This is a genomic window from Citrobacter enshiensis, from assembly GCF_029338175.1.
Classification (GTDB): Bacteria; Pseudomonadota; Gammaproteobacteria; order Enterobacterales; family Enterobacteriaceae; genus Citrobacter_D; species Citrobacter_D enshiensis.
In genome coordinates, this window is record NZ_CP119862.1 from 2,665,568 (window position 1) to 2,687,096 (window position 21,529).

The following is a 21,529-nucleotide window of genomic DNA, read 5'->3' on the forward strand; positions in this document are numbered from 1 at the left end:
GCTCTTTTGGCCAGGCGGCGTTCGCTTTTCGCTTTTCCATGGGATCTTGCAATCTCCGAGACGACTACCCAGCACTGGAGGCCGGCATTCCAGACAATTTTAAAAACTTTATTCATCATTAACTCGCTAACAAATAAGGAACCAGTTCATTTCCCGACAATTATTCAGTCAATTCACTGATTTCATTGTTTTATTCCTGCCCCAGTTCGGGTGTTATCTTTAATTTAAGGTTCAACTCTTGCGAAGCTTTACTTTCATTAGTCAAGCGCCGAAAAACGATACTTAGTGTGCTTATTTATAGTTTTGCCAGTATTGAGTCCATCTCACGAATATTAATTTTCAAATGCTTAGATATTTTCTTACGGTAAGTGGCAGCAGTTTTGTAATGAATTCCCATTCGACGTGCGGTTTCAGCCAGCCCCATTTTTTCAGTCTGGATAACCAACCACTCAAGCTCCCTTTGCGTGAGTCTGATACCTCTGATTTTCTCTAATTTTTCTAATATCAGAGGACTGAGGTTGGTGACACCTTGGTTATTTTTAGTGAGCTTTATCAGGCGAATTAGCACATTCAAAGGTTCATCGCGATGCACGATTGCATTAGGCTCACGGCCAATCACAGCAGACAATAAAAATGGATCGGACAATGCCGTACATACCACCACTTTATAATGACTTGCCTGCACACCCACCTTGATGTTGTCCAGAAATCGTAATCCCTCACACAGAGGTTCGCTTCCGCTCACGAGTTCAGTAATAACCAGAACCCGTTCTTCAGCAGCAACACTAATATTAAGTTGTGTTTTCAACGCAGAAAACGTTGGTACTCTAAAACTAACAGACCGTCCAGCATAGTTATCAACAAGTGTACATAGCCCTACAGCACTAAAATAAACACTGTCCATAACTAATACACGATTGAAAGGAAAAAATAACGATTGCATATTTCCCCGAATTCACTGGCATTAATGTAAAAAAAACAAAAAAAAGGATCAGGCAATTATCGTTTTAATGGATAATTAAAGATTAATAGATAGTTTAAGATATTAATAATATTTGATTAAAGATTAACATTACCTTTAGCAAAAAAGGTATCAAAGGTGGTAAAAAATTCTTTAAGTTGTTGACTTAAGTTAACTGCATATTCAGTAGACTCAAGATTACGGCCTTCTCGAATGAATAAAGGCTCATCAAAGTAGTGTCTGACTCGCTTCAGATGGATACTGACCGATGACGGAGAACAGCCGAGAATCAAGGATGCACTGTATAAGCTTCCTGTTTCAACAAATGCGATAAATACGAGTATCGATCTAAAATCGACCTCCATAAGACGACGATATTTAAAACTACAATCCATTGAACTCATACTCACCTCGCCATCCGATTTTGCTTTTTTGGATTCCAATAGCACTTAAAGTATAGATTTTTAGTCCACTATTCAATACACACGCCCGGAAGAGGGGTAAGCATAAAACATCAATAAAACACCAAATAACCAAACATAAACATCACAATCATCATTAAATACAGCACAAATAATCAAGAAAAACCGAAAATCTAAGTCATTTGCACTACGCCAAACACCCAAACCAAATGTTAACAACATTTCAACTATTGAAATTAAATCATCATTTAAAAATCGTTAATTAAAAATAATTATCGTCCTTCATAAAACCTCCCTATGATACCCTTCATATTTTTCTCAACCAAAAGCAACATCCGACATCTGTGTCATTCCTCAGACACTAATGCAATGCCTCCAGCAATATCTTTTAAAACAGAGCATTACAGATATAATTATAAATAATTCTACCACTGTGCTGATCGCCAAAAATGATAATATTGCAAGACTCATTGAACGTTCGTCCGCTTAAAACCTGTCTGGCTCGTGCTATAGCGGCCAGTCTGTTATTTTTCATTTTGGGGCTTAGTATTACTCTTTGGCTAACGATCACAAACGTCGCTCAGGATGCCAAAATACAGCTTCAGTATGCCCAACAATCCATTGAGCGGTCCCTCGACAGCGCACGTCAGATAGCCTCAACGTCAGCCGGTAGTCTTGGTAAACCTTGTCATGACGTCGTACATAAACTAAGAATGCTGATAGAGATCTCACCAGAAATAAGCAGTATAGAACTTGCTCGTGGAAATCGTATTTATTGCTCCACTCTTCTTATTTCAGGCAAAGAGCACATTGATTTTGATAGCAGCATGAAAAATCAGATCTATCTGATTCACGACTCCTTACCAAAGCAAGAGCAGCCACTCATTGTTTACCAGGAAATTGTCGGTAGCGATGTCATCGCGATAAAACTCTCTGGCCATCATTTGATAGAAAAACTTGACGCTTTGAGCATCAATTCACCTTTGAACGTAATCATTGGAAGAAACAAATGGACGTATACAGCTTCCTCGACAAATCAAAGACTCTCTCTTGATACCCCCGACAATATAGAGCAGGCATCAACCCAATACCCATTTCGGGTTATTGCAAATATGTCTTTAAATAATTATGCAGAAAATATCAGGCGTTATTCATTGCCTAATGTCATCGCCTGGGCTTTTTTTAGTCTGATTATTGGTTATTGGGTATTTAAGAGATCAAGACGAACTTCGCTTCCCCGGCAAGAATTATTACGCGCTCTGGAACATCGGCAGTTCATACCGTTTATACAACCTGTTGTATGCGCAAAAGGCGATCGCTGGATTGGATGCGAAATCCTTCTGCGTTGGCAACATCCACGGCAGGGCATCATTTCACCGGACATATTCATACCGATAGCAGAACAGTGTGACCTTCTTGTCCCTATGACGCGAATGCTGATGATTCAGATTCGAGAACAATTTGCTCCGCTGAAACATCAGCTGCCTAATGGGTTCCATTTTGCTTTCAATATCAGTGCCAGCCATTGCAGAGATTTCAGTCTGGTGGATGACTGTCGGGACTTTATTAACGCTTTTCACGGCTATCCCATTAAATTAATACTGGAACTGACTGAGCAAGAATTATTGATTGCTGACGACCTCACCCATAAGCTGATCGCAGAATTGCATAGCCTGGGAGTACTCATTGCTATTGATGATTTCGGTACTGGCAATTCAAATTTGAGATACCTACAGAAACTCAAAATCGACTTTCTTAAGATCGACAAGAGTTTCGTCAGCATGATTGAAAGCGACCCGCCCTCTCGTCATATCGTTGATAACATCATCGATCTGGCTGCACGTCTGAATCTCTGGTTGGTGGCTGAAGGCGTCGAAGATCAATTCCAGGCTACATATCTGAAAAATTGTGGAGTCGATTATCTGCAAGGCTACCTATACAGTAAACCCATACCTGCTAATGATTTCATTTTAGCACTACTGAGTAAATTTGAACTACAACAAACTCAATAATATTCAATGTAATAGGTTAAAAATTCGCACTGGGTTATCCGGCTTTTCTTTCCTCTCACAGAGAGGAACATTGCTATAATCAAAGGTCCGCTCGCCATACCGAAGAACAGATTGCTTTTGCGCTGAATCAGGCAGAAAGCGGCCCTCGTTCAGGGGAATCCTGCGGAATCAAGTCCACCTTGCTGCACTTTGTTTGTTGATTATGTCCTTTCTGAAATATAATCAGATGCTGATAAACACAGAAATGAAGCAGGTAGCCGATGGAAATTGATCTCGATAATCTGGTCTTTAACGGGCTGGAAGAAGCGGAAGAACGTAATGCAGAGCGTCTTGATGATGCAGACAAAAAAGCACAAGCGATTGTGGCCGATGATGACTGCGGCGACGCCTGCAAAATCTAATGTTTAAACCGGCTGCGCGCCGGTTTTTTAATGCCATTTCTTCCCTCTTTCCCTATTGAGTCTTCCCCGCTGATAGCAGACAATTCAGGCCTATGGCTGGAGAATAACCATGTCTTTGAAAATCAGCGTGCTACTTGAAAATCATCTGGCAAAAGAAAGCCACAATTCCTCGCCATTGATATCCAGACCCGGTCTCAGTTTACTCATTGAAGACGGCCAGGACAGATTACTGTTCGACACCGGCCCCGATAATAGCTTTCTGAAAAATGCTCTGAGCATGGGGATTGATCTCAACACGCTGACGGCGGCTCTCCTTTCCCATGGGCACTATGATCATTGCGGTGGCGTACCGTGGCTCCCGGAGAACACGCGGATCATCTGCCATCCGGCCATCAGTCAACCGCGTTTTGCTGCGCTCAAATTTGCCGGGATACGCACAAAATTCAAAAAGTTGTCAGTCGACGTTGATTATTCACGCTTTATACAGGAACCGACATCAACGCCGGTGGATATCAGCGCACGTTTCATGTGGTCGGGCGAGATCTCAACCCCTTTTCCAAAAGCCTATGGCGTTCTTGGCGATCCCGCGCACTCCACAGATTACATTCAGGATGAGGGTGTGCTGATCTATAAATCGGCACAGGGACTGGTGATCATCACCGGCTGCGGTCATAAAGGGATTATCAACATTGTACGTCACTGCCAAAAAATCACCGGCATCACGCGTATCCATGCCATTGTCGGTGGGCTGCATCTGCGGAGTACGTCGCCGTGGGCTTTATGGAAAATCAGACGTTTTCTCCGCAAGGAAAACCCAACGTATATTTTCGCCTGCCATTGCACGGGTTGGTGGGGAAAATTGTGGCTGCCTTCACTGCACAGCCCTGCGACGGGGGAAGTGGTCGTCATTCCGGAATAAGAGACTACACGGCATGATTATTTGGCAATAGTCGACCTGTATGAAGACTCCAGACTGACTCAGCACGCCACAAACTGGTGGTGTTCATTGAGCCGGTATTTCACCCCAGCCTGAATATTGTTCTCCCCTTCAATGGCAACGGCAAAGCGTGTGCGCACCCCATCGTGATAGGCCAACGCGGCGCACCCTCCGGGTCCAAGAATGATGGAATCCACATGCCCGACACTGGCGATAACGGCATGTTCACCACTGGCAACAATATGAACGTTATCACCGCTATTGGCTATTTTGGGCTGTTCACCGAAGCAGGTAATGTGTGACAGATCGCCCGCGCTGGCGATATTACTTCTGCTGCCGAGGGTGCTGACTCGCACACGCATTCCCGTATTGGCGATACGAGTGCTATTCCCGGCGCTGCTGACGCGGGTGGAATTACCCGCCACCACCACGCGGGCACGATCGCCTGAACTGCCAATGTGGGCGTTATATCCCACACTGCCAATACGTACGCCATAACCCGCGCTGGCGATCTGTGTGGCATAACCGGCGCTGCTCAGCCAACCATTGTCCCCCGTACTGCCGATATAACTGTGGGTCCCCGCGCTGGCCGCTTTCACATTGTCTCCGGCACAGCCTAACCGCACGTTATCGCCCGCACTGCAGATCTGCGCGCTATTCTCCGCGTTCGCCAGCTGTTCTTTATCTTTAACCGTGGACAATTTACTGAAACAGGGGGCAACGCTTTCTGCATCATGAGGAAAAACGGCATTCGGCGGGGTCAGTGCATTCGCCAAAAAATCCATGGTACCAATATCCTGACGCACAAAGCTCTCTTCACTCAGCCACTTTGTCCATGCATATTCCACCAGACTGTTTGCCCAATCCGCATAACCTGCGAACTGTAGCGTGCGATGCACGTCTGCGTAACTTCCCCCATCAGGAAAATGACGAATAAACCATTTATACATTACGGGCCCGACACGCCAGGCCCGCAAATCCCTGCGCGTAATCACCATCGATCAATGCCGGTGGTAGCCATCTACCATGCACTTGAAGGTTTCGCCCGGTGTGCGACCTGTTGTGCATAAATAGAGATGACCAAAAATGAAAAACAGACTGACGATGGATAACGCGAAATGCGCCTGCAACAGCCAGTAACGAACGCCAGGGAACAGATCGCCGACAACCTGAGGGTAAAGCGACAACAAGCCGGTTATCAAAAGCAACGGCAACAATCCATACATGACACCGACATAGGCAGCCTGCTGCAGCGGGTTAAACTTCGAACGTACGCTTGCCGGAAACGGGTGCGATTCCCCCTGCATAATGCCGAACAGATAGAAACGCGTCTGCCGAAGCGCACGGCTTACCCCCCCCTGGCGCTGAATGATGTAATGATGACCATTACCGCCCGCCAGGTTGATCAACACAAACCCAATCCAGCATATCAGCAGCAAGAACCCACAGACTTCATGCACCGCCAACAGACTTTTGATCGCCGACGGGCTGGCGAGCGTGAAATGATTGATCAGGCCACTGACCAATAACAACAGAAATAACAACGCATTAGACCAATGCCATAGCCTGACCGCTTTTGAGTACAAATAGACTTTCTCCCCGTGACTCGCCGACTTCTGACTCACGGATCGAAAACGCAATATGGCGTGCAGCGCCAGCACTAGCCCCATCGCCACCAGCATCAAACCGGCAATCACCAACCAGACAGGCCAGTATTCCGCTGAAAACAGGGGGACATAGTGGGCGAGCTGCATGTGAAACTGTTCGGCACTCTGCGACGCGTTCATACATTTTCCTTTTTAATCAAATGTTGACCGAACCGGCGATACAGATGGGGTTTGCCTGCGCCTGGAAGTTGATGCTCGTAGTATTTGTTTTCCCGCAGCCATGCCTGAATTTCTGGACTGTCTTCACGCCCAAAAATCAGCGCGTGCTCTGGACAGGCACTGACACAAATGGGAGGAAAGCCTTTCGCCAGACGGCTTTCAGCGCAGAAATCGCATTTATCTGCCACTTTGGTTTGTGGGTTGAGATAACGAACCTGATACGGGCATGCGCCGATACAGTAGCTGCATCCAATGCAGCGGGATGTATCTACCCGCACAATACCGCTTTCGTCTCGCCAGGAGGCCCCGGTCGGACAAACGTCAATACAGGGCGCATTCTCGCAGTGCTGGCAAGACTGACGAAAATAGTGATACAGAGTTTCATTTTCGTTATCAGACACCGGGATATGCGCGATCGACAAACGGCTCCCCTGCGGGGGGACGTGATTCGTTTTACGGCACGCACGTGCGCACAAATTACAGCCATTACACAGTGATTCGTCGTGAATCATGGCGTAGCGCACGTCTTTCGTATTTTTCGTGCCGGCTACTACCTTTTGACCGGGCCCGGTGAAAAAGATCACCGTCCCCATGCCAATTACAAATTTTCGTCGAGTGAAGGACATCGGGTTATCCTCTAATGCTGTGACAGAGATCGTCCACACGTTCCATGACATCTACCTGAAAAATCAGGGGTTCTGATACTGCTCAACCTCAAGCCATTCACATAAGCCATAGGCTTTTCCGTAGCTCATAAAACGCTCGCTAAACAGATAAGGCTCTGCGTTTGATGACTCCACGCGGCGTATATCCGCATAGTCCGGGTGAACATCCATCGTCGCCAGCGCTGCCTCTATCTCTTGCGGTTCAAAGCGGTACGGCGGTTGCTCCAGCATGGCGACTTTGTAAGGACGGGGATACGTCCGACAATCAAAGCGCACCGCCTCGGCAACCGCGCGGCAGATATCCCTTTCCACCACCTGCACACACATGTCGGCATAGTTTGCGGTCATCGTCTGCGTGCTGTAGTAGTACTCATCCTGACTCCCCTTCACGCAGGTAATATCCGCACCCCTATCGCCCTGACGCAAACTCTCCAGCAGAGGATCGAGATCCTCTTCGGTCAACAAATAGGGCGGCAGCGTAAACAGACTACGCGCCACCAGGTTTCCCGATGCCGAATGCTGGCGGATAAAATCCGCCACAATCGCGACTGGAGTAGCCGCTTCCGGCGGCGTATCGCCCTGCTCTTCCTGAGGACGCAACGCATGAAACCACTGGCGTTTTTCGGCGTCTATCTCTGGAGCATCCTGGGCTGAAACGCTATCTACATGGCTCATCACGCGTTCCTTTCTACGCAGGCAACAGATTCTGCGCGGCCAGATCGGCTGCAACGTCTTCAAGCCCGAGTCGATTCAGGGTTTCGCGGGTCGGGCATCCCAACTCAGGATCCCAGCCCATCTCCTTATAGAACAGCGTCAAAGAAAGGCGCATATCCTCACGATCCATTTTGTCTGTCCCTTCGGTGAAGACGGGGATTTTCGGATCTTTGTCGAACACCCAGGAACAGATGAGATCGTGTTCATTACGCATATCTTTGGTTTGCATCAGCTTGACCGTGTAGGCGCGGTGCAGCGTAAAGATACGTTCAGCGGCGAGATCCAGGCTGGCCTGGGTCGTTTCATCGCCGGTTACGGCCTGAAAGAACTTAGCCTCCAGGTCCAGATCGCCGCGATAATTACGACTTTTGAGCGGTGATACCGTCATTGGCCATACCCAGTTACACAGCGTGACGGCGTTATGCAGGCAGACTTTGAGCAGCGTCCATTTGGCATACTTAATTTTGGCCGCATTGATCGGCGTGTAATTTTTGGTTTCGTCGTAGGCGTCTTCTGAACCAAACAACTCGCCCGCCACTTCCCGTTGCAATTTCAGCGGTAAACCGGAACCAATGAAGTTGATGTGGGTATGCGTCATACAGTCACGGTTAAACATGCAGTTGGTGATCGCCCCAACCTGTGCTGAAGCTTCGTTGGCGTGATGCACAGGAAAGCCAAACGGCGACCAGAGTTTGTTTTTATCGTAAGCCCAGTATTCTTTACCCAGATTCCAGCGCTCAGCGATGGCATAAGAACCATCCGCAAGATGGCTAAGTTCACCAACGCGATGCGCCAGTCGGTAGTAGAAGTCTTTGATGAAATTAGGATCCCCCGCTTCTAACTGGTCCCAACGAATTTCGGCATATTCGTCGGCCGGAAGAACGCGTTTAAAGACCCCTTTGCTGTAGCACCAGGTGAAATCCCGGTGCAGTTGCCCGTAATTACACCAAATACCGTAATCGTCAAACAGGTTTAAACCGATCAGATTACCAATGACGCGCCCGTCATCTTTGTCATCAAAGTCTTTCGGGCCGTGTGGGAAGATCGTGGTATGGACAAAGTTCGCCACGCAGGTGTTCCCCCCGGTACTCGGCACACCAAAATCTTTTACCCGGGGAATGTTGAGCTGGGTCATACAGCGAATCGGACACGAGTGGCATCCGCTCATTTTCACCGTGTATTTTTCGGCGGCAGGCCCCAGATCAAACACCGACTTACAGGTACGAAAGCCGACGGTGTTCTGGTTACCCGGTGGTATTTCACCCGTCTCAATGGGGCCGCCTTCCGCTGCCCCCCAATACAATCCTTTGCGCGCATTCCAGCGTGAAGCCGGAGAGGAATATTCTGCCCACGCCTGCGGTGTACTGGGTACTACATGGTTGTTATTGGAGCCAATCAGCTCGGTCATCATATAGTCATTGAGCCGTTTCATCTCTTTGCGATCGGCAATATTGACCCCTTTAGTCCCCTCAACCGCAATCGCTTTCAGGTTTTTCGACCCCATCACCGCCCCGGTTCCTGCCCCACCACTGTGGTTGCGGCTGTTGATCATGCAGGAAAGCGGAACAAGGTTTTCGCCGGCCTGACCGATAGCCGCCACGCACGTTTCAGGACTGGTCATCCGACAGATCTCTTCCGTCGTGGCTCGCGTCCCTTTGCCCCAGAGAAAATCGGCTTTCTCCAGACTGACTTTGTCGTCTTTAATGCTAAGCCAGACGGGCGATGCCGCCTTGCCTTCAATAATAATGGCGTCGTAGCCCGCAAATTTCATTTGGGCCGCAAAAAAGCCCCCCATATGCGCATCTACGACTAAATTGCCTTTGGTAAACGTGGAAAGCGAGGTGATATTAACGCGAGAGCTGCATGGCGCTCCTGACCCTGTCAGCGGTCCGGTGGCGAATACCAGTTTATTGCCTTCATCAAAAGGTTTTGTGCCTGGCGGGACTTCGTCATACATTATTTTATAACCAAAGCCCATTCCGCCGACGAATTTTTTAAATTTGCTGGAATCTTCAAGAGTTATTTCACCCGTACTGAGATTGACCCGCAAAATATTACCAGTCCAACCGTTAGCCATAATTTTTTCCTTTGCAAGATGATTCAATAGCGTGATTATCGCTAACCTTCATCCCACATTTTTTGCAAAACTGGATTCATTAAGGGAGGATGACGCACCGCGTTTCCGCCTGAGATCAATCAAACAGTAATTTCTTTCCACTCAATGATTTTTAATGCCCCGGTCGGGCAAGCATTGGCGCATTCGCCGCATAAAACACACTTTGAGGACTTTTTGGTTTCGGTGTTTACGGTGGCCATCATCCAGGGACACGCTGTCGTACATGCGCTGCAGCCAATGCATCGCTTATGATCAACGGCAATACAGCCCTCTTCCTGTTGCCAGGTAATGGCGCCAATGGGGCACACCTTCATGCATTGCGGATCTTTGCACTGACGGCAGGTATCAGGGGTATAGTTCAAATCACCGTACAAGCCGCCGCCGGAGCCGACGCCAGCATCGCCAAAGAAATAATGACGATGGATCTTAATGCGAGAAAAGAACGTTCCTACTGCGCCATCGTTATAATTGGTACAGGAAATCTCGCAGCGATGACATCCTGTACAGCGGGCGCGTTGAGTGACCAAAACGCCTTTCGGCGTATTTATCAGCCCTACTGTGCCACTGTCTATATCTTCCTGCTTGCAGCCAAAGAGTGACAACAACGCAGGCGCAATCGTTAATCCCGCCAGCCCTTTTCCTGATATACGCAAAAATTCAAGCCGCGTTAAACCGAAATCTAAAAGTGGACGATCAACCTGGTTCATTTATTTTGCATCCTCTTTGCAAACGCAGTGCTGACAACATCTCCCAGGCCAATTGTAATTATGCAAAAACAGAGCCTCTAATGTTGCCTCCAACACCTGGTGTTTTGGCCTTAACCGGATCTCGTAAAAGAGGATTAAATGCCAACAAACTAATCCTTTAGGGTTAGGCGTAAAGATAATGTGGTTATTCAGCAGGTATAACTTTGATCGTCATCAATTAAAAAACGGAAGGGAAATATTAAATGCGAAGTGATATTTATTATCATTAAATGAGTGGGTAATATTTTTTTATTGCTATTTCATATGTTTGTGACAAGTCTCGCAGATATAACAATACGACACCATCGATATATAATTAATCATATAACGATTATTCCTATTAATGAAAGAAATAGTATTTTCATATGGAAATAGTGACCCAAATATATAGAAACAGAGATGGCGAAAGATATCGCCTATCCCCTTATCCGATTAACCTGTTAATGCCCTGATGACCGTTTCCATCGCCTGTTTTTCCAGCTCACTCCGCGCGATACGCTGATTCGCTAACGCCGTTCTTAACACGCCAGCAATCACGACGTGTTTCGGTTCTTGCCCCAGATCGCGCATTTCCAGCACCACTTTGCCTACTACTCTGCACATTTCCCGGTACAGTTCGTCTTCTTTGCCTGGTTTTCCCATCATATTTCACTCGTTGCCAGCATCAGCCAACAGCATATATCACTCCGTTGAAATAGACAAAATTCAATGAAAATCAAATAAATAAAGATTGAAACTATTGCATAGTTATCGATTTACAGCACCTGCTGCAGGCGATTAACCAGCTCCGCCAGGCTCCCGGCCTGCATTTTTTCCATCACCCTGGCGCGATGAACCTCCACGGTGCGCACCGCAATATTCATCACGCTGGCGATTTCGCGATTCATCAACCCTTTCGCGACCAGCGCCGCCAACTCGCCCTCTTTTGGCGTGAGTTGTTGGTAACAGCGGATGATGGACTGTCGCGCAAACGCCGACGCAGAAACCATCAGCGCATGTTCCAGCGCAATCTGGAGTGGTCCGGCAGACACCGGCTTTTGCAGGAAATCGACCGCCCCGCGCTTCATCTGCTCCACCGCCATCGGAACATCCCCATGCCCGGTGAGAAACACGACGCCCAGCGTACTGCCTCGCTGGCGCATCTCTTCATGCACGCTCTGACCATCCAGATCTGGCATACGCATATCCAGCAACAGCACGCCGGTTTGTCGCAAGTCCGCCTGAGATAAAAAACAGCCGCCGTCGTTCCAGCAACGAACTTCGTACCCTAAACTCTCCAGCAAAAAGGCACATGCGTCTGTCACTGCCACATCATCATCCAGCAGATGAATGATCGCCATCGCCGCTCTCTCCCTCGCTCTTTCTGAAATGCAATATGACCACCGCCCCCGTCTGACCATCAGGCGATGTCTGGTTCGAAATGCTGATGTCTCCCTGGCCGTAACGTACCAGCCGCTGGCAGATAACCAGCCCTAAGCCCATCCCTTCTTTGCGGGTGGTCACGAAGGGCTGAAAAGCCTGATGCAGTATCGCGTCGTCGATCCCCCCCGCATTGTCCCGCAACAGGATATACATCGTGTGGTTGCCCTCTTCAGCCTCTAACCACACCGTTGTCGCGCCCGCCTGGGCGGCATTGAGGATAAGATTCGCCAGAACCTGTTCAAGGAGCATCGGCGGTAGCGTGAGCGTCAGTGCAGGATCCACATCGGCGTGTAACGTCACCGTCGGGAAATGCTGCGACATGCGCAACAGTTGCCAGACGTGGGAAATGGCGTCGCGAATGCCGATCGCCTTCCACTCCTCGGCCTGGACCGGGTTTCCCCGCGCCTGGCTGACCCAGTGGCGCAAATTGCGCAACGTATCCGCGCCGCGCTGGGCCTGGCTGTCGATGTGTTCCAGTGCGGGTAACAGCGGGTGTTGCGGATCCTGTTTGCGTAACCGAATCAGACAGCCTTCGGCATAATGGCGGATCGCCGAAAGCGGCTGATTGATCTCGTGGGCGAACCCGGAGGTCATCTCGCCGAGGATACTCATTTGTCTTGCCGTTTCGAGTGCCTGCTCTTGTTGATGCAGCAGCACATTATTCCGTTCCAGCTGCTTACCCCGCCGCCGAACCAGCAACATAACCCAGATGTAATTCAGGGTAAGCAGGAAGACGATAATCGCCGCGCCGCCCATTACCGTCTGGTGCTGAATGAGCCAGCTTTTCACATCCAACCATAAACGTCGCTGCTGCGGATGCTGGCGCACCTCGCGCAGCAATGCTTCAACCTGGCTGGTAGAGGCAGGCGCCCCCCAGTGATACGGGGCGGATTCCGGGGCGTTGAATAACGCGCGGGTAACGCGATCCGCAAGGGCATTACTGACGGACGACAGGGCCGCAAACGACCAGTCAGGATAAAGGGGGGTGCTGGTTAAACAGGGAATCGAAGCCGGATGGTTGAGAACCGCCACAAAATCGTCTTTGTGGATCAGGCCTTCCTGGTCCATTTTTTCCAACAGACACACCGGTACAATCGCGGCCTGCACCGCTTTTTCTCGTAACAGATACACCACCGCATCGCCGGGGAAACCGGTAAAACGTAACTGCAGATCGCGTTCCGGACGTAGCCCTGCGTCGCTGAGGGCTTTATACCCCAGCAAATACCCGCCGAATGCCTGGGCATCAATGGCGCCAACCGTTTTACCGATCAGATCGTGAACGGTGTTGATACCGCTGTCACGCCGCGTCAGGATCACGCTGCCAATCACATTTCCCGCCGTCTTGCTCCCACGCAGCGAACGCAGCGATGCCAGCCAGCGTAACGGGGCGTGACTATTGAGCTGCACAAACTGCGCCGGGTTAGTAATCACAAACTGAATCGTTCCGCGATTCACCGCCTCCTGCATTTGGTGCAAGTCTAGCGGTTGAATATGGAATTGTTCGTCAGGCAGTTGCTGATTCAGCATCGTCACCAGCGGTTGCCAGTGATTGCGCGTTGAATCTTCCCCTCGCATCGCCAGAATGCCGATATTCCACGACTCCGCCCACGCGGGATTCGTTAATACCCAGACGGATGCCAGCACCGCCAGGGACTTCGCCACTTTGCCTTTCACCCAAGAATCCCTGTCATTTATGTTGTTTTAGATCAACAACAAGCCGGGTATGTGGTTAACCACAATAGAGCTGCCCCCGCCACGATTTTTACACTGTAAATCATCAAGATTCTTTATACATAACACGCAAATCAGCGACATGACCAATGTTTAGTGGTCGCATCGTGACGGGAGAAAATATGGACAGCAGTAAACGGCAGTTTCTCCAGCATCTCGGCGTCCTGACCGCAGGCGCCTCTCTGGTCCCCCTGGCAGAGGCGAAATTTCCCTTCTCCCCGGAGCGACATGAAGGATCGGCTCGACACCGTTATGCGATGCTGGTCGATCTGCGGCGCTGTATTGGCTGTCAGGCCTGTACTGTCAGTTGTGCGATTGAGAATCAGACGCCACAGGGGGAGTTTCGTACGCACGTCAACCAATATCAGGTCAGGCTGGAAGGTGAGCAAAACGTCACTAACGTACTGCTTCCCCGCCTGTGTAACCATTGTGATAACCCGCCCTGCGTCCCGGTCTGTCCGGTGCAGGCCACCTTTCAGCGAGAGGATGGCATTGTGGTAGTGGACAACACACGCTGCGTCGGTTGCGCTTACTGCGTGCAGGCCTGTCCCTATGACGCCCGGTTTATCAATCATGAGACGCAAACTGCGGACAAATGCACGTTCTGTACGCACCGACTGGAGGTTGGATTGCTCCCCGCCTGCGTTGAATCCTGCGTCGGCGGCGCCCGGATCATCGGTGACATCAACGATCCCGACAGCCGGATCTCACAGATGCTTCACACTCACCACGATGCTATCAAGGTACTGAAACCGGAAAACGGCACCTTGCCGCACGTATTCTACCTGGGCCTGGACGAGGCGTTCGTCACGCCGCTGATGGGCCGCGCACAGCCCGCGATCTGGCAGGAGGTTTAAATGTCGCATTCACTGTTCATCGAAGAGGTGCTGGCCCGGCCGCAGGAAGTGAGTTGGCTGCCCTGGGCTGTGCAATATTTCTTTTTTATTGGCATCGCCACCTGTGCGGCACTGTTTGCCTGCTATCTGCACTGGCGTAAGTCTGACAACAGCGCCTCTCTGGAGAATTTGACGCTGCTGATTGCCCTGACCTGCGCCATCACCGCGCCGTTGGCGCTTACCGCCGATCTCCACCAGACCGCCCGCGTCTGGCATTTTTATGCGTATCCTACCCCCTGGTCCTGGATGCCCTGGGGCGCCGTATTCTTGCCGCTGTTCACGGGTTTTCTGGGACTTTGGTTTGTGGCGCAGCACATCAAGCGGTTAACCAACAAAAGTTACCGCCTCACTAAGTGGCTGGCGCTGGCCAGCGCGTTGTCCGCCGTAGGATTACTGGTTTATACCGGGCGGGAAGTGTCTGTGGTACAGGCTCGTCCGGTCTGGTTCAGCTACGCCTTTCCGGTGGCGATGCTCTTCAGCGCCTTTCAGGCTTTCTTCGCACTATTGGTTGTCGCCAATCACCGCGACCCGCGATTACAACGACGCCTCGCGGGGGGACAGTTCTGCATGTTGCTGGCGCTGGCGCTCGTCGTGGTGATTTGGGTCAGCAGCGATACGCTATCCGGCGTCGCGCTTCGCCAGTGGGTAGACGTATCACCCTCCGCCCGGCACTACGCCATTGGCTGGGTCGCCTTATGGCTTTTCACTCTCACCGTGTGCGCCATCGCAATGCGTAAACCCTTATCGAGCGTATGGCGCGTCAGCCTGGCGTTAAGCGCAATGGCACTGTGCTGGCTAATGCGCTGGACACTGCTGATTCAGGTACAGACCATCCCCAAATTTAACGCGCAATTTAACCCGTATTCACTGCCTGGAGGGAACGACGGCTGGCTGGCCATCGTTGGGACTTTTGGTTTGTGGATTGCGCTTATCATCATTGTTCGTGAGGTGCTTAACGTGCTCACCAGGAGATTACAACATGGCTAATTTAACCCGTCGTCAGTGGCTTAAAGTGGGTCTTGCCGTGGGCGGCATGGTGACCTTCGGCCTCAGTTACCGTGATGTGGCAAAACGCGCGATTGACGGTCTGCTGGATGGTACCTCCGGCAAAATTACCCGCGATCGGATCTTCGGCAATGCGCTGATCCCCGAAGCGCATGCTGCGCCGCACTGGCAGCAAAATCCGCATCAGGTGATCTCCATGACGCAATGTTTCGGTTGCTGGACACAGTGCGGCGTGCGGGTTCGGGTCGACACCCAGCAGGGCAAGGTACTGCGAATTGCGGGCAATCCGTATCACCCGCTTTCGCACGAGCACCACATTGACGCCGCCGTCCCTTTTGCAACGGCGATGGAGCAACTGGCGGGTGAACATGGGCTCGACGCCCGTTCGACCGCCTGCGCCCGTGGCGCCACGCTACTCGAAGGTTTATACAGTCCGCTGCGCATCCTGGTGCCGATGAAACGCGTGGGTAAACGGGGAGAAGGGAAATGGCAACGCATCAGTTTTGAACAGCTGATCGAGGAGGTTGTCGAGGGGGGCGATCTGTTCGGCGAAGGACACGTCGACGGCCTGCGCGCGATTCACGCCCCGGACACGCCCATTGACCCGCAGCACCCCGGTTTTGGCCCTAAAAGTAATCAACTGCTGGTGACCAACACCAGCGATGATGGGCGCGATACCTTCCTGCGCCGCTTTGCCCTCAACAGCTTCGGCAGTAAAAATTTCGGTGCGCACGGCGCGTACTGTGGCCTGGCATACCGGGCGGGTTCTGGCGCGCTGATGGGCGATCTGGATAAAAACACCCACGTAAAACCCGACTGGGAAAACGTCGAATTCGCCCTCTTTATGGGCACCTCTCCGGCGCAGTCCGGCAACCCCTTTAAACGCCAGGCCAGACAGCTTGCCAGCGCGCGCTTACGCGATGATTTTCGCTATGTGGTCGTCTCTCCGGCACTGCCATTAACCACCGTGCAGGCCGACCCTCGTGGGCACTGGCAGTCCATTTTGCCGGGCAGTGACTCTGCGCTGGCGATGGGCATGATCCGCTGGATCATCGAAAATCAACGCTATAACGCCGCGTACCTCGCTCTCCCCAGTGCGACGGCCATGCAACAGGCTGGTGAGAAAAGCTGGACTAACGCCTCACATCTGGTGATCACCGATGAGATCCCAACCCTTGCCGGACAGCATCTGACCCAGGCGCACCTGAGTTCTGAGGGAAGTGCCGACCCCGTGGTGGTCAACGAATCGGGCGAGATGGTCGCGGCAGCGGCGTGTCAGCAAGCCCAGCTGTTTGTCACCCGCCAGGTGACGCTGGCAGACGGTCGTCACGTGACGGTAAAAAGCGGGTTTCAGTGTCTGAAGGAGTCCGCAGAAAAACTGACGCTCAGCGAGTACAGCCAGCAGTGTGGGGTTTCACAAGAAAACATGGTGGCCATGGCTGACGCCTTCACCGGTCATGGCCGCAAAGCAGCGGTGATTACCCATGGCGGAATGATGGCGGGCAATGGATTTTACAATGCCTGGGCCGTGATGATGCTCAACGCGTTGATTGGTAACCTCAGTCTCGAAGGCGGTGTTTTTGTCGGCGGCGGTAAATTTAATGGCGCAACCGATGGTCCCCGCTACAACATGGACAGTTTTCCCGGCAAGGTGAAACCGAAAGGTCTGAGTATTGCCCGCAGTAAAACCGCCTATGAATCCTCCGAAGAGTACCGTGACAAAGTGGCTGCCGGGAAATCCCCTTTCCCGGCAAAAGCGCCGTGGTATCCGTTCGTGGCAGGCCAGCTCACCGAATTACTCAGCTCTGCGCTGGAAGGTTATCCCTATCCGCTGAAAGCCTGGATTTCCAATATGACCAACCCGTTCTATGGCATTCCGGGATTGCGGGCGGTCGCCGAAGAGAAGCTCAAGGATCCCCAACATCTGCCGTTGTTTATCGCGATTGATGCGTTTATGAATGAGACGACAGCGCTGGCGGATTATATCGTGCCGGATACCCACAACTTTGAAAGTTGGGGATTCAGCGCACCGTGGGCGGGTGTCGCCAGTAAAGCCACGACCGCTCGTTGGCCTATTGTTCCGCCAGCCACGCACCGCGCGGCAGACGGGCAGCCCGTATCGATGGAATCGTTCTGTATCGCGGTGGCGAAACGGCTGCATCTGCCTGGATTTGGCGACAATGCGATCACTGATACGCAGGGCAACAACTACCCGCTGAATCGCGCAGAAGATTACTACCTTCGCGTAGCCGCCAATATTGCGTTTATGGGCAAATCGCCAGTGGCCGAGGCCAATCAGGAGGATGTCACGCTGACCGGCGTAACGCGTATTCTGCCGGTGATTGAACAGACGCTGAAAGCCGATGAAGTGGGCCGTGTTGCCTTTGTCTACTCGCGCGGCGGTCGTTTTGCGCCGGAAAAAAGCGGTCGGGTGGATGATCGGGTCGGCAACGCCTGGGAAAAACCGCTGCAAATCTGGAATGCGAGCGTTGCTGCACATCGTCACGCTATTACCGGTGAACGCTACAGTGGCTGCCCGGCATGGTATCCGTCGAGGCTGTCAGACGGGCGTTCGGTGGATGAACTGTTCCCCGTAAAACAGTGGCCGCTCAAGCTCATTTCCTTTAAGTCCAATACGATGGCGAGCGCATCGGCGGTGATCCCGCGTTTACTCCACCTTAAACCCACCAATCTGGTGGCGCTCAATCCGCAGGACGGCGAACGTTACGGACTCGCGCATGGCGACGTGGCGCGTATTACCACGCCCGGCGGCGAGGTGGAAGCGCACATCAGTCTGCTCAGCGGCGTAATGCCGGGCGTGATTGCCATTGAGCATGGTTATGGGCACCGGGAAATGGGGGCAGCACAGCATACCCTGGACGGTGAACCGATGCCGTTTGATGCGCAGATAAAATCGGGAATCAACCTGAACGATTTAGGGTTTGCCGACCCGACCCGCCAGGTGAGTAATACCTGGCTGGACTGGGTGTCGGGCGCAGCGGTTCGCCAGGGATTACCGGCGAAAATTGAGCGGGCCTGAACCGTGTGCCGGATGGCAACATCGCCATCCGGTACAGAACCTGTCAGTTATTGACCGGGATCACCGCGCCTTTATATTTGGTGCGGATCCAGTCCTGAATCGCCTGAGAGTGCAGCACGTCAACCAGCGCCACAATATCCTTCTTCTTCTCATCGCCGCGATGCACGGTAATGATGTTGGCGTATGGGTTATTTTCACCACTTTCTACCGCAATCGGATCGTGTACCGGATCCAGCCCGGCATCGATCGCGTAGTTGGCGTTGATAACCACCGCGTCACCTTCGTCGTTGTTATACATCTGCGGTAACAGCGCCGCTTCAACGTTTGGCAGGAACTTCAGCTTTTTCGGGTTATCGACAATGTCGCTGATGCGGGCAGACACTTTATCCACGCCAGGCTTCAGTGTGATCACCCCTTCTTTTTCAAAAATCGACAGGATACGTCCCTCTTCAGAGACAGCATCACGCATGATAATTTTGCCGCCTTCCGGCAGATCCTTCAGCGACTTGTATTTCTTCGAGTAAATACCGATCGGCTCAATATGAATCGCCCCTGCGCTGACAAAATCATAGGTTTTATCACCCGCATGATCCTTCAGAACGCTGTTCAGGTACGGAATATGCTGGAAGTAGTTCGCATCAATCTCGCGCCCAGCCAGCGCGGTATTCGGCAGGATGTAATCCTGAAAGGGTTGGATCTTCAGTTCGATCCCCTGCTTTGCGAGGATCGGTTTCGCCTGCTCGAGAATTTCAGCATGCGGAACGTTCGATGCGCCAACGGTCAGGGTGTCAGCCCAGGCGGTAAAGCTCAGGGCGCTTAAGGTTGCTGCGGCGAGTAGTGTCAGTGATTTTTTCATGATGCAGGTTTCCATATTTTATTAGCGTTTATCGAACAGAGAAGTGATCACGTCGCCGCAGAACTGGATAATGAAGACGATGAGCAAAATGGTCACCGTCGCCACCAGCGTGACGTCGTTGTGGTTGCGCTGGAATCCCTCCAGATAAGCCAGATTCCCTAAACCCCCTGCGCCAATCACCCCAGCCATCGCGCTGTAGCTAACCAGCGCAATCAGCGTCACGGTGATCCCGGACACCAACGCGGGTGATGACTCAGGCAGTAAAACCCGAAAAATAAGCGTGGCTGGACGAGCGCCCATCGAGCGCGTGGCCTCAATTACCCCCTTGTCGACCTCGCGAAGCGCGATCTCAACCAGACGCGCATAAAAAGGCGCCGCGCCGACGATCAGAGCAGGAAGCGCCGCGTTGGCACCAAGGATGGTCCCCACCAATGACTTGGTGAATGGAATCAGCAGTACAATCAAGATGATGAACGGGATAGAGCGAAACACGTTCACCACAAGGGAGATCGCGCTATAGAGTGCGCGATGTTGATACAGCCCGCCACGGGCGGTCAGGAACAACGCCAGCCCCAGAACGATGCCAAGCGCAAATGTGGCGGCCCCTGAAAGCGCAGTCATGTAGAGCGTTTCCTGCGTTGCCGCCCACAGTTGCTCCCACCGCAGGTGGGGAAACAGCGTCTCAACCATGTTGCACCACCTCGCCTTCAATGCCACTGCGACCCAGATCCGCCAGAATATTGTGCAGTTGCTCTTCGGTTGCCGCGACATGCAACCAAAGTTCCCCAAACACGCCGTGCGCGGTTTGCGTCATCTTGCCGTGCAAAATATTGAACGGCAGGCCGTAGCGCAGGGTCAGCTCCCCGACAACCGGTTGATGCGTGCTGTGGCCGGTAAAGGTCAGCTTCATCACCGTGCCGCCCAATTCACTCGCCAGTAAAGGGTTAAACGCATCGTCCTCGGCATACTGGCTGACCTGGCGGACAAACTGTCGGGTGATCGGCTGCTGCGGATGGGTAAAAACGGTCAACACGTCCCCTTCTTCCACCACCCGGCCACTCTCCATCACCGCCACGCGATCGCAAATTTTGCGCACCACGTGCATTTCATGGGTAATCAGCACAATCGTCAGTTGGAAGCGACGGTTGATATCGAGTAGCAGATCGAGAATTTGATCGGTGGTTTGTGGGTCCAGCGCCGAAGTGGCTTCATCGCACAACAACACATCCGGACGATTTGCCAGAGCCCGCGCAATGCCCACGCGCTGTTTTTGCCCACCACTCAATTGAGACGGGTACGCATTTTCGCGCCCGGTTAAGCCGACAAGCTCAATCAATTCCGCCACCCGGGTCTTGATCTTCGCCTTTGGCGCGCCAGCAATTTGCATAGAGAAGGCAATGTTTTCGCTGACGGTGCGCGACCACAGCAGATTAAAGTGCTGAAACACCATGCTGATTTTTAGCCGCGCCTGGCGCAAGGATTCCCCTTTAGCCTGAGAAATAACCTGCCCATTGATGGTGACGCTGCCAGCAGACGGTTTTTCAAGCCCATTGAGTAACCGAATCAACGTGCTTTTTCCGGCTCCGCTGTAGCCGATGATTCCGTAAATTTGCCCCTGTTCAACCGTCAAATTGACGTTATCCACGGCGGTGATCGTATGTTTGCCGGGTGTAAACACTTTCGAAATATTTTTCAGAGCGATCATATCGTTATCGTATCCGCTGCTGCTGATGGTTATCCTGCCAGTGCTTTTCGCTGTTTAGCAGTATGGATGTCCAA

20 protein-coding genes and 1 pseudogene are annotated in these 21,529 nt (G+C 51.7%); 6 read left to right on the forward strand and 15 right to left on the reverse strand.

Annotated features, from left to right (window positions below; all coding sequences use genetic code 11):
* Positions 1 to 41 precede the first annotated feature (41 nt).
* From P2W74_RS23620 to P2W74_RS12915, 3 genes and pseudogenes are all read right to left on the reverse strand, one after another.
* Positions 42 to 119 (reverse strand): annotated as a pseudogene (locus P2W74_RS23620) (ESPR domain-containing protein); the annotation flags it as partial.
* 176 nt (positions 120 to 295) lie between these two features.
* On the reverse strand, positions 296 to 943 hold the full coding sequence (locus P2W74_RS12910; protein WP_276291897.1) for a hypothetical protein: 648 nt from the start codon (positions 941 to 943) through the stop codon (positions 296 to 298).
* A 116-nt stretch (positions 944 to 1,059) separates the two neighbouring features.
* The gene (locus P2W74_RS12915; RefSeq protein ID WP_276291898.1) at positions 1,060 to 1,365 is read right to left on the reverse strand and encodes a helix-turn-helix domain-containing protein; all 306 of its coding nucleotides are present in this window, start codon (positions 1,363 to 1,365) and stop codon (positions 1,060 to 1,062) included.
* Between the two features lie 476 nt (positions 1,366 to 1,841).
* Here P2W74_RS12915 and P2W74_RS12920 point away from each other — a divergent pair, with 476 nt between their 5' ends.
* The 3 genes from P2W74_RS12920 to P2W74_RS12930 all read left to right on the forward strand — a co-directional run bounded on the left by P2W74_RS12920 (position 1,842) and on the right by P2W74_RS12930 (position 4,715).
* Complete coding sequence (locus P2W74_RS12920) at positions 1,842 to 3,395, forward strand: EAL domain-containing protein (protein ID WP_276291899.1); 1,554 nt, start codon at positions 1,842 to 1,844, stop codon at positions 3,393 to 3,395.
* Positions 3,396 to 3,655: 260 nt separating this feature from the next.
* Positions 3,656 to 3,796 (forward strand): hypothetical protein, encoded by a 141-nt coding sequence (locus P2W74_RS12925; protein ID WP_101737839.1) that lies wholly within the window; start codon positions 3,656 to 3,658, stop codon positions 3,794 to 3,796.
* A gap of 109 nt (positions 3,797 to 3,905) precedes the next feature.
* Positions 3,906 to 4,715, forward strand: a complete 810-nt coding sequence (locus tag P2W74_RS12930; protein ID WP_276291900.1) for an MBL fold metallo-hydrolase — start codon at positions 3,906 to 3,908, stop codon at positions 4,713 to 4,715.
* Between the two features lie 59 nt (positions 4,716 to 4,774).
* On the opposite strand, the gene P2W74_RS12935 is transcribed toward P2W74_RS12930, so the two are convergent.
* The 9 genes from P2W74_RS12935 to ttrS form a co-directional block, all read right to left on the reverse strand.
* Positions 4,775 to 5,731, reverse strand: coding sequence for a YdhT family protein (locus P2W74_RS12935; protein ID WP_276291901.1), 957 nt, complete (start codon positions 5,729 to 5,731; stop codon positions 4,775 to 4,777).
* Positions 5,732 to 5,734: 3 nt separating this feature from the next.
* A complete protein-coding gene (gene phsC, locus P2W74_RS12940; protein ID WP_276291902.1) occupies positions 5,735 to 6,520 on the reverse strand; it encodes a thiosulfate reductase cytochrome B subunit in 786 nt (261 codons plus the stop codon).
* Positions 6,517 to 7,185, reverse strand: a complete 669-nt coding sequence (locus P2W74_RS12945) for a 4Fe-4S dicluster domain-containing protein (protein WP_276291903.1) — start codon at positions 7,183 to 7,185, stop codon at positions 6,517 to 6,519. Before P2W74_RS12945 ends, phsC begins: the two co-directional genes overlap by 4 nt.
* A 63-nt stretch (positions 7,186 to 7,248) precedes the next feature.
* Positions 7,249 to 7,899: a YdhW family putative oxidoreductase system protein gene (locus P2W74_RS12950; RefSeq protein WP_276291904.1), complete on the reverse strand. Its 651-nt coding sequence runs from the start codon at positions 7,897 to 7,899 to the stop codon at positions 7,249 to 7,251.
* Between the two features lie 13 nt (positions 7,900 to 7,912).
* Positions 7,913 to 10,015: an aldehyde ferredoxin oxidoreductase gene (locus P2W74_RS12955; protein ID WP_276291905.1), complete on the reverse strand. Its 2,103-nt coding sequence runs from the start codon at positions 10,013 to 10,015 to the stop codon at positions 7,913 to 7,915.
* Positions 10,016 to 10,134: 119 nt separating this feature from the next.
* Positions 10,135 to 10,761 carry a ferredoxin-like protein gene (locus P2W74_RS12960; RefSeq protein WP_276291906.1) on the reverse strand — a complete coding sequence of 209 codons (627 nt, stop codon included), beginning with the start codon at positions 10,759 to 10,761 and terminating at the stop codon, positions 10,135 to 10,137.
* 471 nt (positions 10,762 to 11,232) lie between these two features.
* Positions 11,233 to 11,442 carry a fumarate hydratase FumD gene (gene fumD, locus P2W74_RS12965; protein WP_276295189.1) on the reverse strand — a complete coding sequence of 70 codons (210 nt, stop codon included), beginning with the start codon at positions 11,440 to 11,442 and terminating at the stop codon, positions 11,233 to 11,235.
* A gap of 113 nt (positions 11,443 to 11,555) precedes the next feature.
* Positions 11,556 to 12,140 (reverse strand): tetrathionate respiration response regulator TtrR, encoded by a 585-nt coding sequence (gene ttrR / locus P2W74_RS12970; RefSeq protein ID WP_276291907.1) that lies wholly within the window; start codon positions 12,138 to 12,140, stop codon positions 11,556 to 11,558.
* Positions 12,115 to 13,896 (reverse strand): tetrathionate respiration histidine kinase TtrS, encoded by a 1,782-nt coding sequence (gene ttrS, locus P2W74_RS12975; RefSeq protein ID WP_276291908.1) that lies wholly within the window; start codon positions 13,894 to 13,896, stop codon positions 12,115 to 12,117. The genes ttrR and ttrS overlap by 26 nt, the downstream gene beginning before the upstream one ends.
* 179 nt (positions 13,897 to 14,075) lie before the next feature.
* Between ttrS and ttrB the strand changes: the two genes are divergently transcribed.
* The 3 genes from ttrB to ttrA are packed head-to-tail and all read left to right on the forward strand — an operon-like array spanning position 14,076 to position 18,894.
* Entirely contained in the window at positions 14,076 to 14,810 is a 735-nt protein-coding gene (gene ttrB / locus P2W74_RS12980; RefSeq protein ID WP_328517880.1) for a tetrathionate reductase subunit TtrB, read from the forward strand.
* Positions 14,811 to 15,836, forward strand: a complete 1,026-nt coding sequence (ttrC, locus tag P2W74_RS12985; protein ID WP_276291909.1) for a tetrathionate reductase subunit TtrC — start codon at positions 14,811 to 14,813, stop codon at positions 15,834 to 15,836.
* Positions 15,829 to 18,894 carry a tetrathionate reductase subunit TtrA gene (ttrA, locus tag P2W74_RS12990; RefSeq protein WP_276291910.1) on the forward strand — a complete coding sequence of 1,022 codons (3,066 nt, stop codon included), beginning with the start codon at positions 15,829 to 15,831 and terminating at the stop codon, positions 18,892 to 18,894. Before ttrC ends, ttrA begins: the two co-directional genes overlap by 8 nt.
* Before the next feature lie 43 nt (positions 18,895 to 18,937).
* Here ttrA and P2W74_RS12995 read toward each other — a convergent pair whose 3' ends face one another.
* From P2W74_RS12995 to P2W74_RS13005, 3 genes are read right to left on the reverse strand one after another with little or no spacing between them, the layout of a single operon-like run.
* Positions 18,938 to 19,750, reverse strand: coding sequence for a MetQ/NlpA family ABC transporter substrate-binding protein (locus P2W74_RS12995; protein WP_276291911.1), 813 nt, complete (start codon positions 19,748 to 19,750; stop codon positions 18,938 to 18,940).
* 21 nt (positions 19,751 to 19,771) lie between these two features.
* A complete protein-coding gene (locus tag P2W74_RS13000) occupies positions 19,772 to 20,440 on the reverse strand; it encodes a methionine ABC transporter permease (RefSeq protein ID WP_276291912.1) in 669 nt (222 codons plus the stop codon).
* On the reverse strand, positions 20,433 to 21,455 hold the full coding sequence (locus tag P2W74_RS13005; protein ID WP_276291913.1) for a methionine ABC transporter ATP-binding protein: 1,023 nt from the start codon (positions 21,453 to 21,455) through the stop codon (positions 20,433 to 20,435). The genes P2W74_RS13000 and P2W74_RS13005 overlap by 8 nt, the downstream gene beginning before the upstream one ends.
* Between the last annotated feature and the right edge of the window lie 74 nt (positions 21,456 to 21,529).

What these genes read in the sequence shown, in the direction of transcription:
- P2W74_RS12950 (WP_276291904.1), bottom strand. Translation starts at nt 7,899, where the DNA reads ATGAGCCATGTAGATAGCGTTTCAGCCCAGGATGCTCCAGAGATAGAC.
- P2W74_RS13005 (WP_276291913.1), bottom strand. Translation starts at nt 21,455, where the DNA reads ATGATCGCTCTGAAAAATATTTCGAAAGTGTTTACACCCGGCAAACAT.
- P2W74_RS12910 (WP_276291897.1), bottom strand. Translation starts at nt 943, where the DNA reads ATGCAATCGTTATTTTTTCCTTTCAATCGTGTATTAGTTATGGACAGT.
- P2W74_RS12955 (WP_276291905.1), bottom strand. Translation starts at nt 10,015, where the DNA reads ATGGCTAACGGTTGGACTGGTAATATTTTGCGGGTCAATCTCAGTACG.
- phsC (WP_276291902.1), bottom strand. Translation starts at nt 6,520, where the DNA reads ATGAACGCGTCGCAGAGTGCCGAACAGTTTCACATGCAGCTCGCCCAC.
- P2W74_RS13000 (WP_276291912.1), bottom strand. Translation starts at nt 20,440, where the DNA reads ATGGTTGAGACGCTGTTTCCCCACCTGCGGTGGGAGCAACTGTGGGCG.
- P2W74_RS12945 (WP_276291903.1), bottom strand. Translation starts at nt 7,185, where the DNA reads ATGTCCTTCACTCGACGAAAATTTGTAATTGGCATGGGGACGGTGATC.
- ttrB (WP_328517880.1), top strand. Translation starts at nt 14,076, where the DNA reads ATGGACAGCAGTAAACGGCAGTTTCTCCAGCATCTCGGCGTCCTGACC.
- P2W74_RS12925 (WP_101737839.1), top strand. Translation starts at nt 3,656, where the DNA reads ATGGAAATTGATCTCGATAATCTGGTCTTTAACGGGCTGGAAGAAGCG.
- P2W74_RS12935 (WP_276291901.1), bottom strand. Translation starts at nt 5,731, where the DNA reads ATGGTGATTACGCGCAGGGATTTGCGGGCCTGGCGTGTCGGGCCCGTA.
- ttrC (WP_276291909.1), top strand. Translation starts at nt 14,811, where the DNA reads ATGTCGCATTCACTGTTCATCGAAGAGGTGCTGGCCCGGCCGCAGGAA.
- P2W74_RS12915 (WP_276291898.1), bottom strand. Translation starts at nt 1,365, where the DNA reads ATGAGTTCAATGGATTGTAGTTTTAAATATCGTCGTCTTATGGAGGTC.
- fumD (WP_276295189.1), bottom strand. Translation starts at nt 11,442, where the DNA reads ATGGGAAAACCAGGCAAAGAAGACGAACTGTACCGGGAAATGTGCAGA.
- P2W74_RS12995 (WP_276291911.1), bottom strand. Translation starts at nt 19,750, where the DNA reads ATGAAAAAATCACTGACACTACTCGCCGCAGCAACCTTAAGCGCCCTG.
- ttrR (WP_276291907.1), bottom strand. Translation starts at nt 12,140, where the DNA reads ATGGCGATCATTCATCTGCTGGATGATGATGTGGCAGTGACAGACGCA.
- P2W74_RS12960 (WP_276291906.1), bottom strand. Translation starts at nt 10,761, where the DNA reads ATGAACCAGGTTGATCGTCCACTTTTAGATTTCGGTTTAACGCGGCTT.
- ttrA (WP_276291910.1), top strand. Translation starts at nt 15,829, where the DNA reads ATGGCTAATTTAACCCGTCGTCAGTGGCTTAAAGTGGGTCTTGCCGTG.
- P2W74_RS12930 (WP_276291900.1), top strand. Translation starts at nt 3,906, where the DNA reads ATGTCTTTGAAAATCAGCGTGCTACTTGAAAATCATCTGGCAAAAGAA.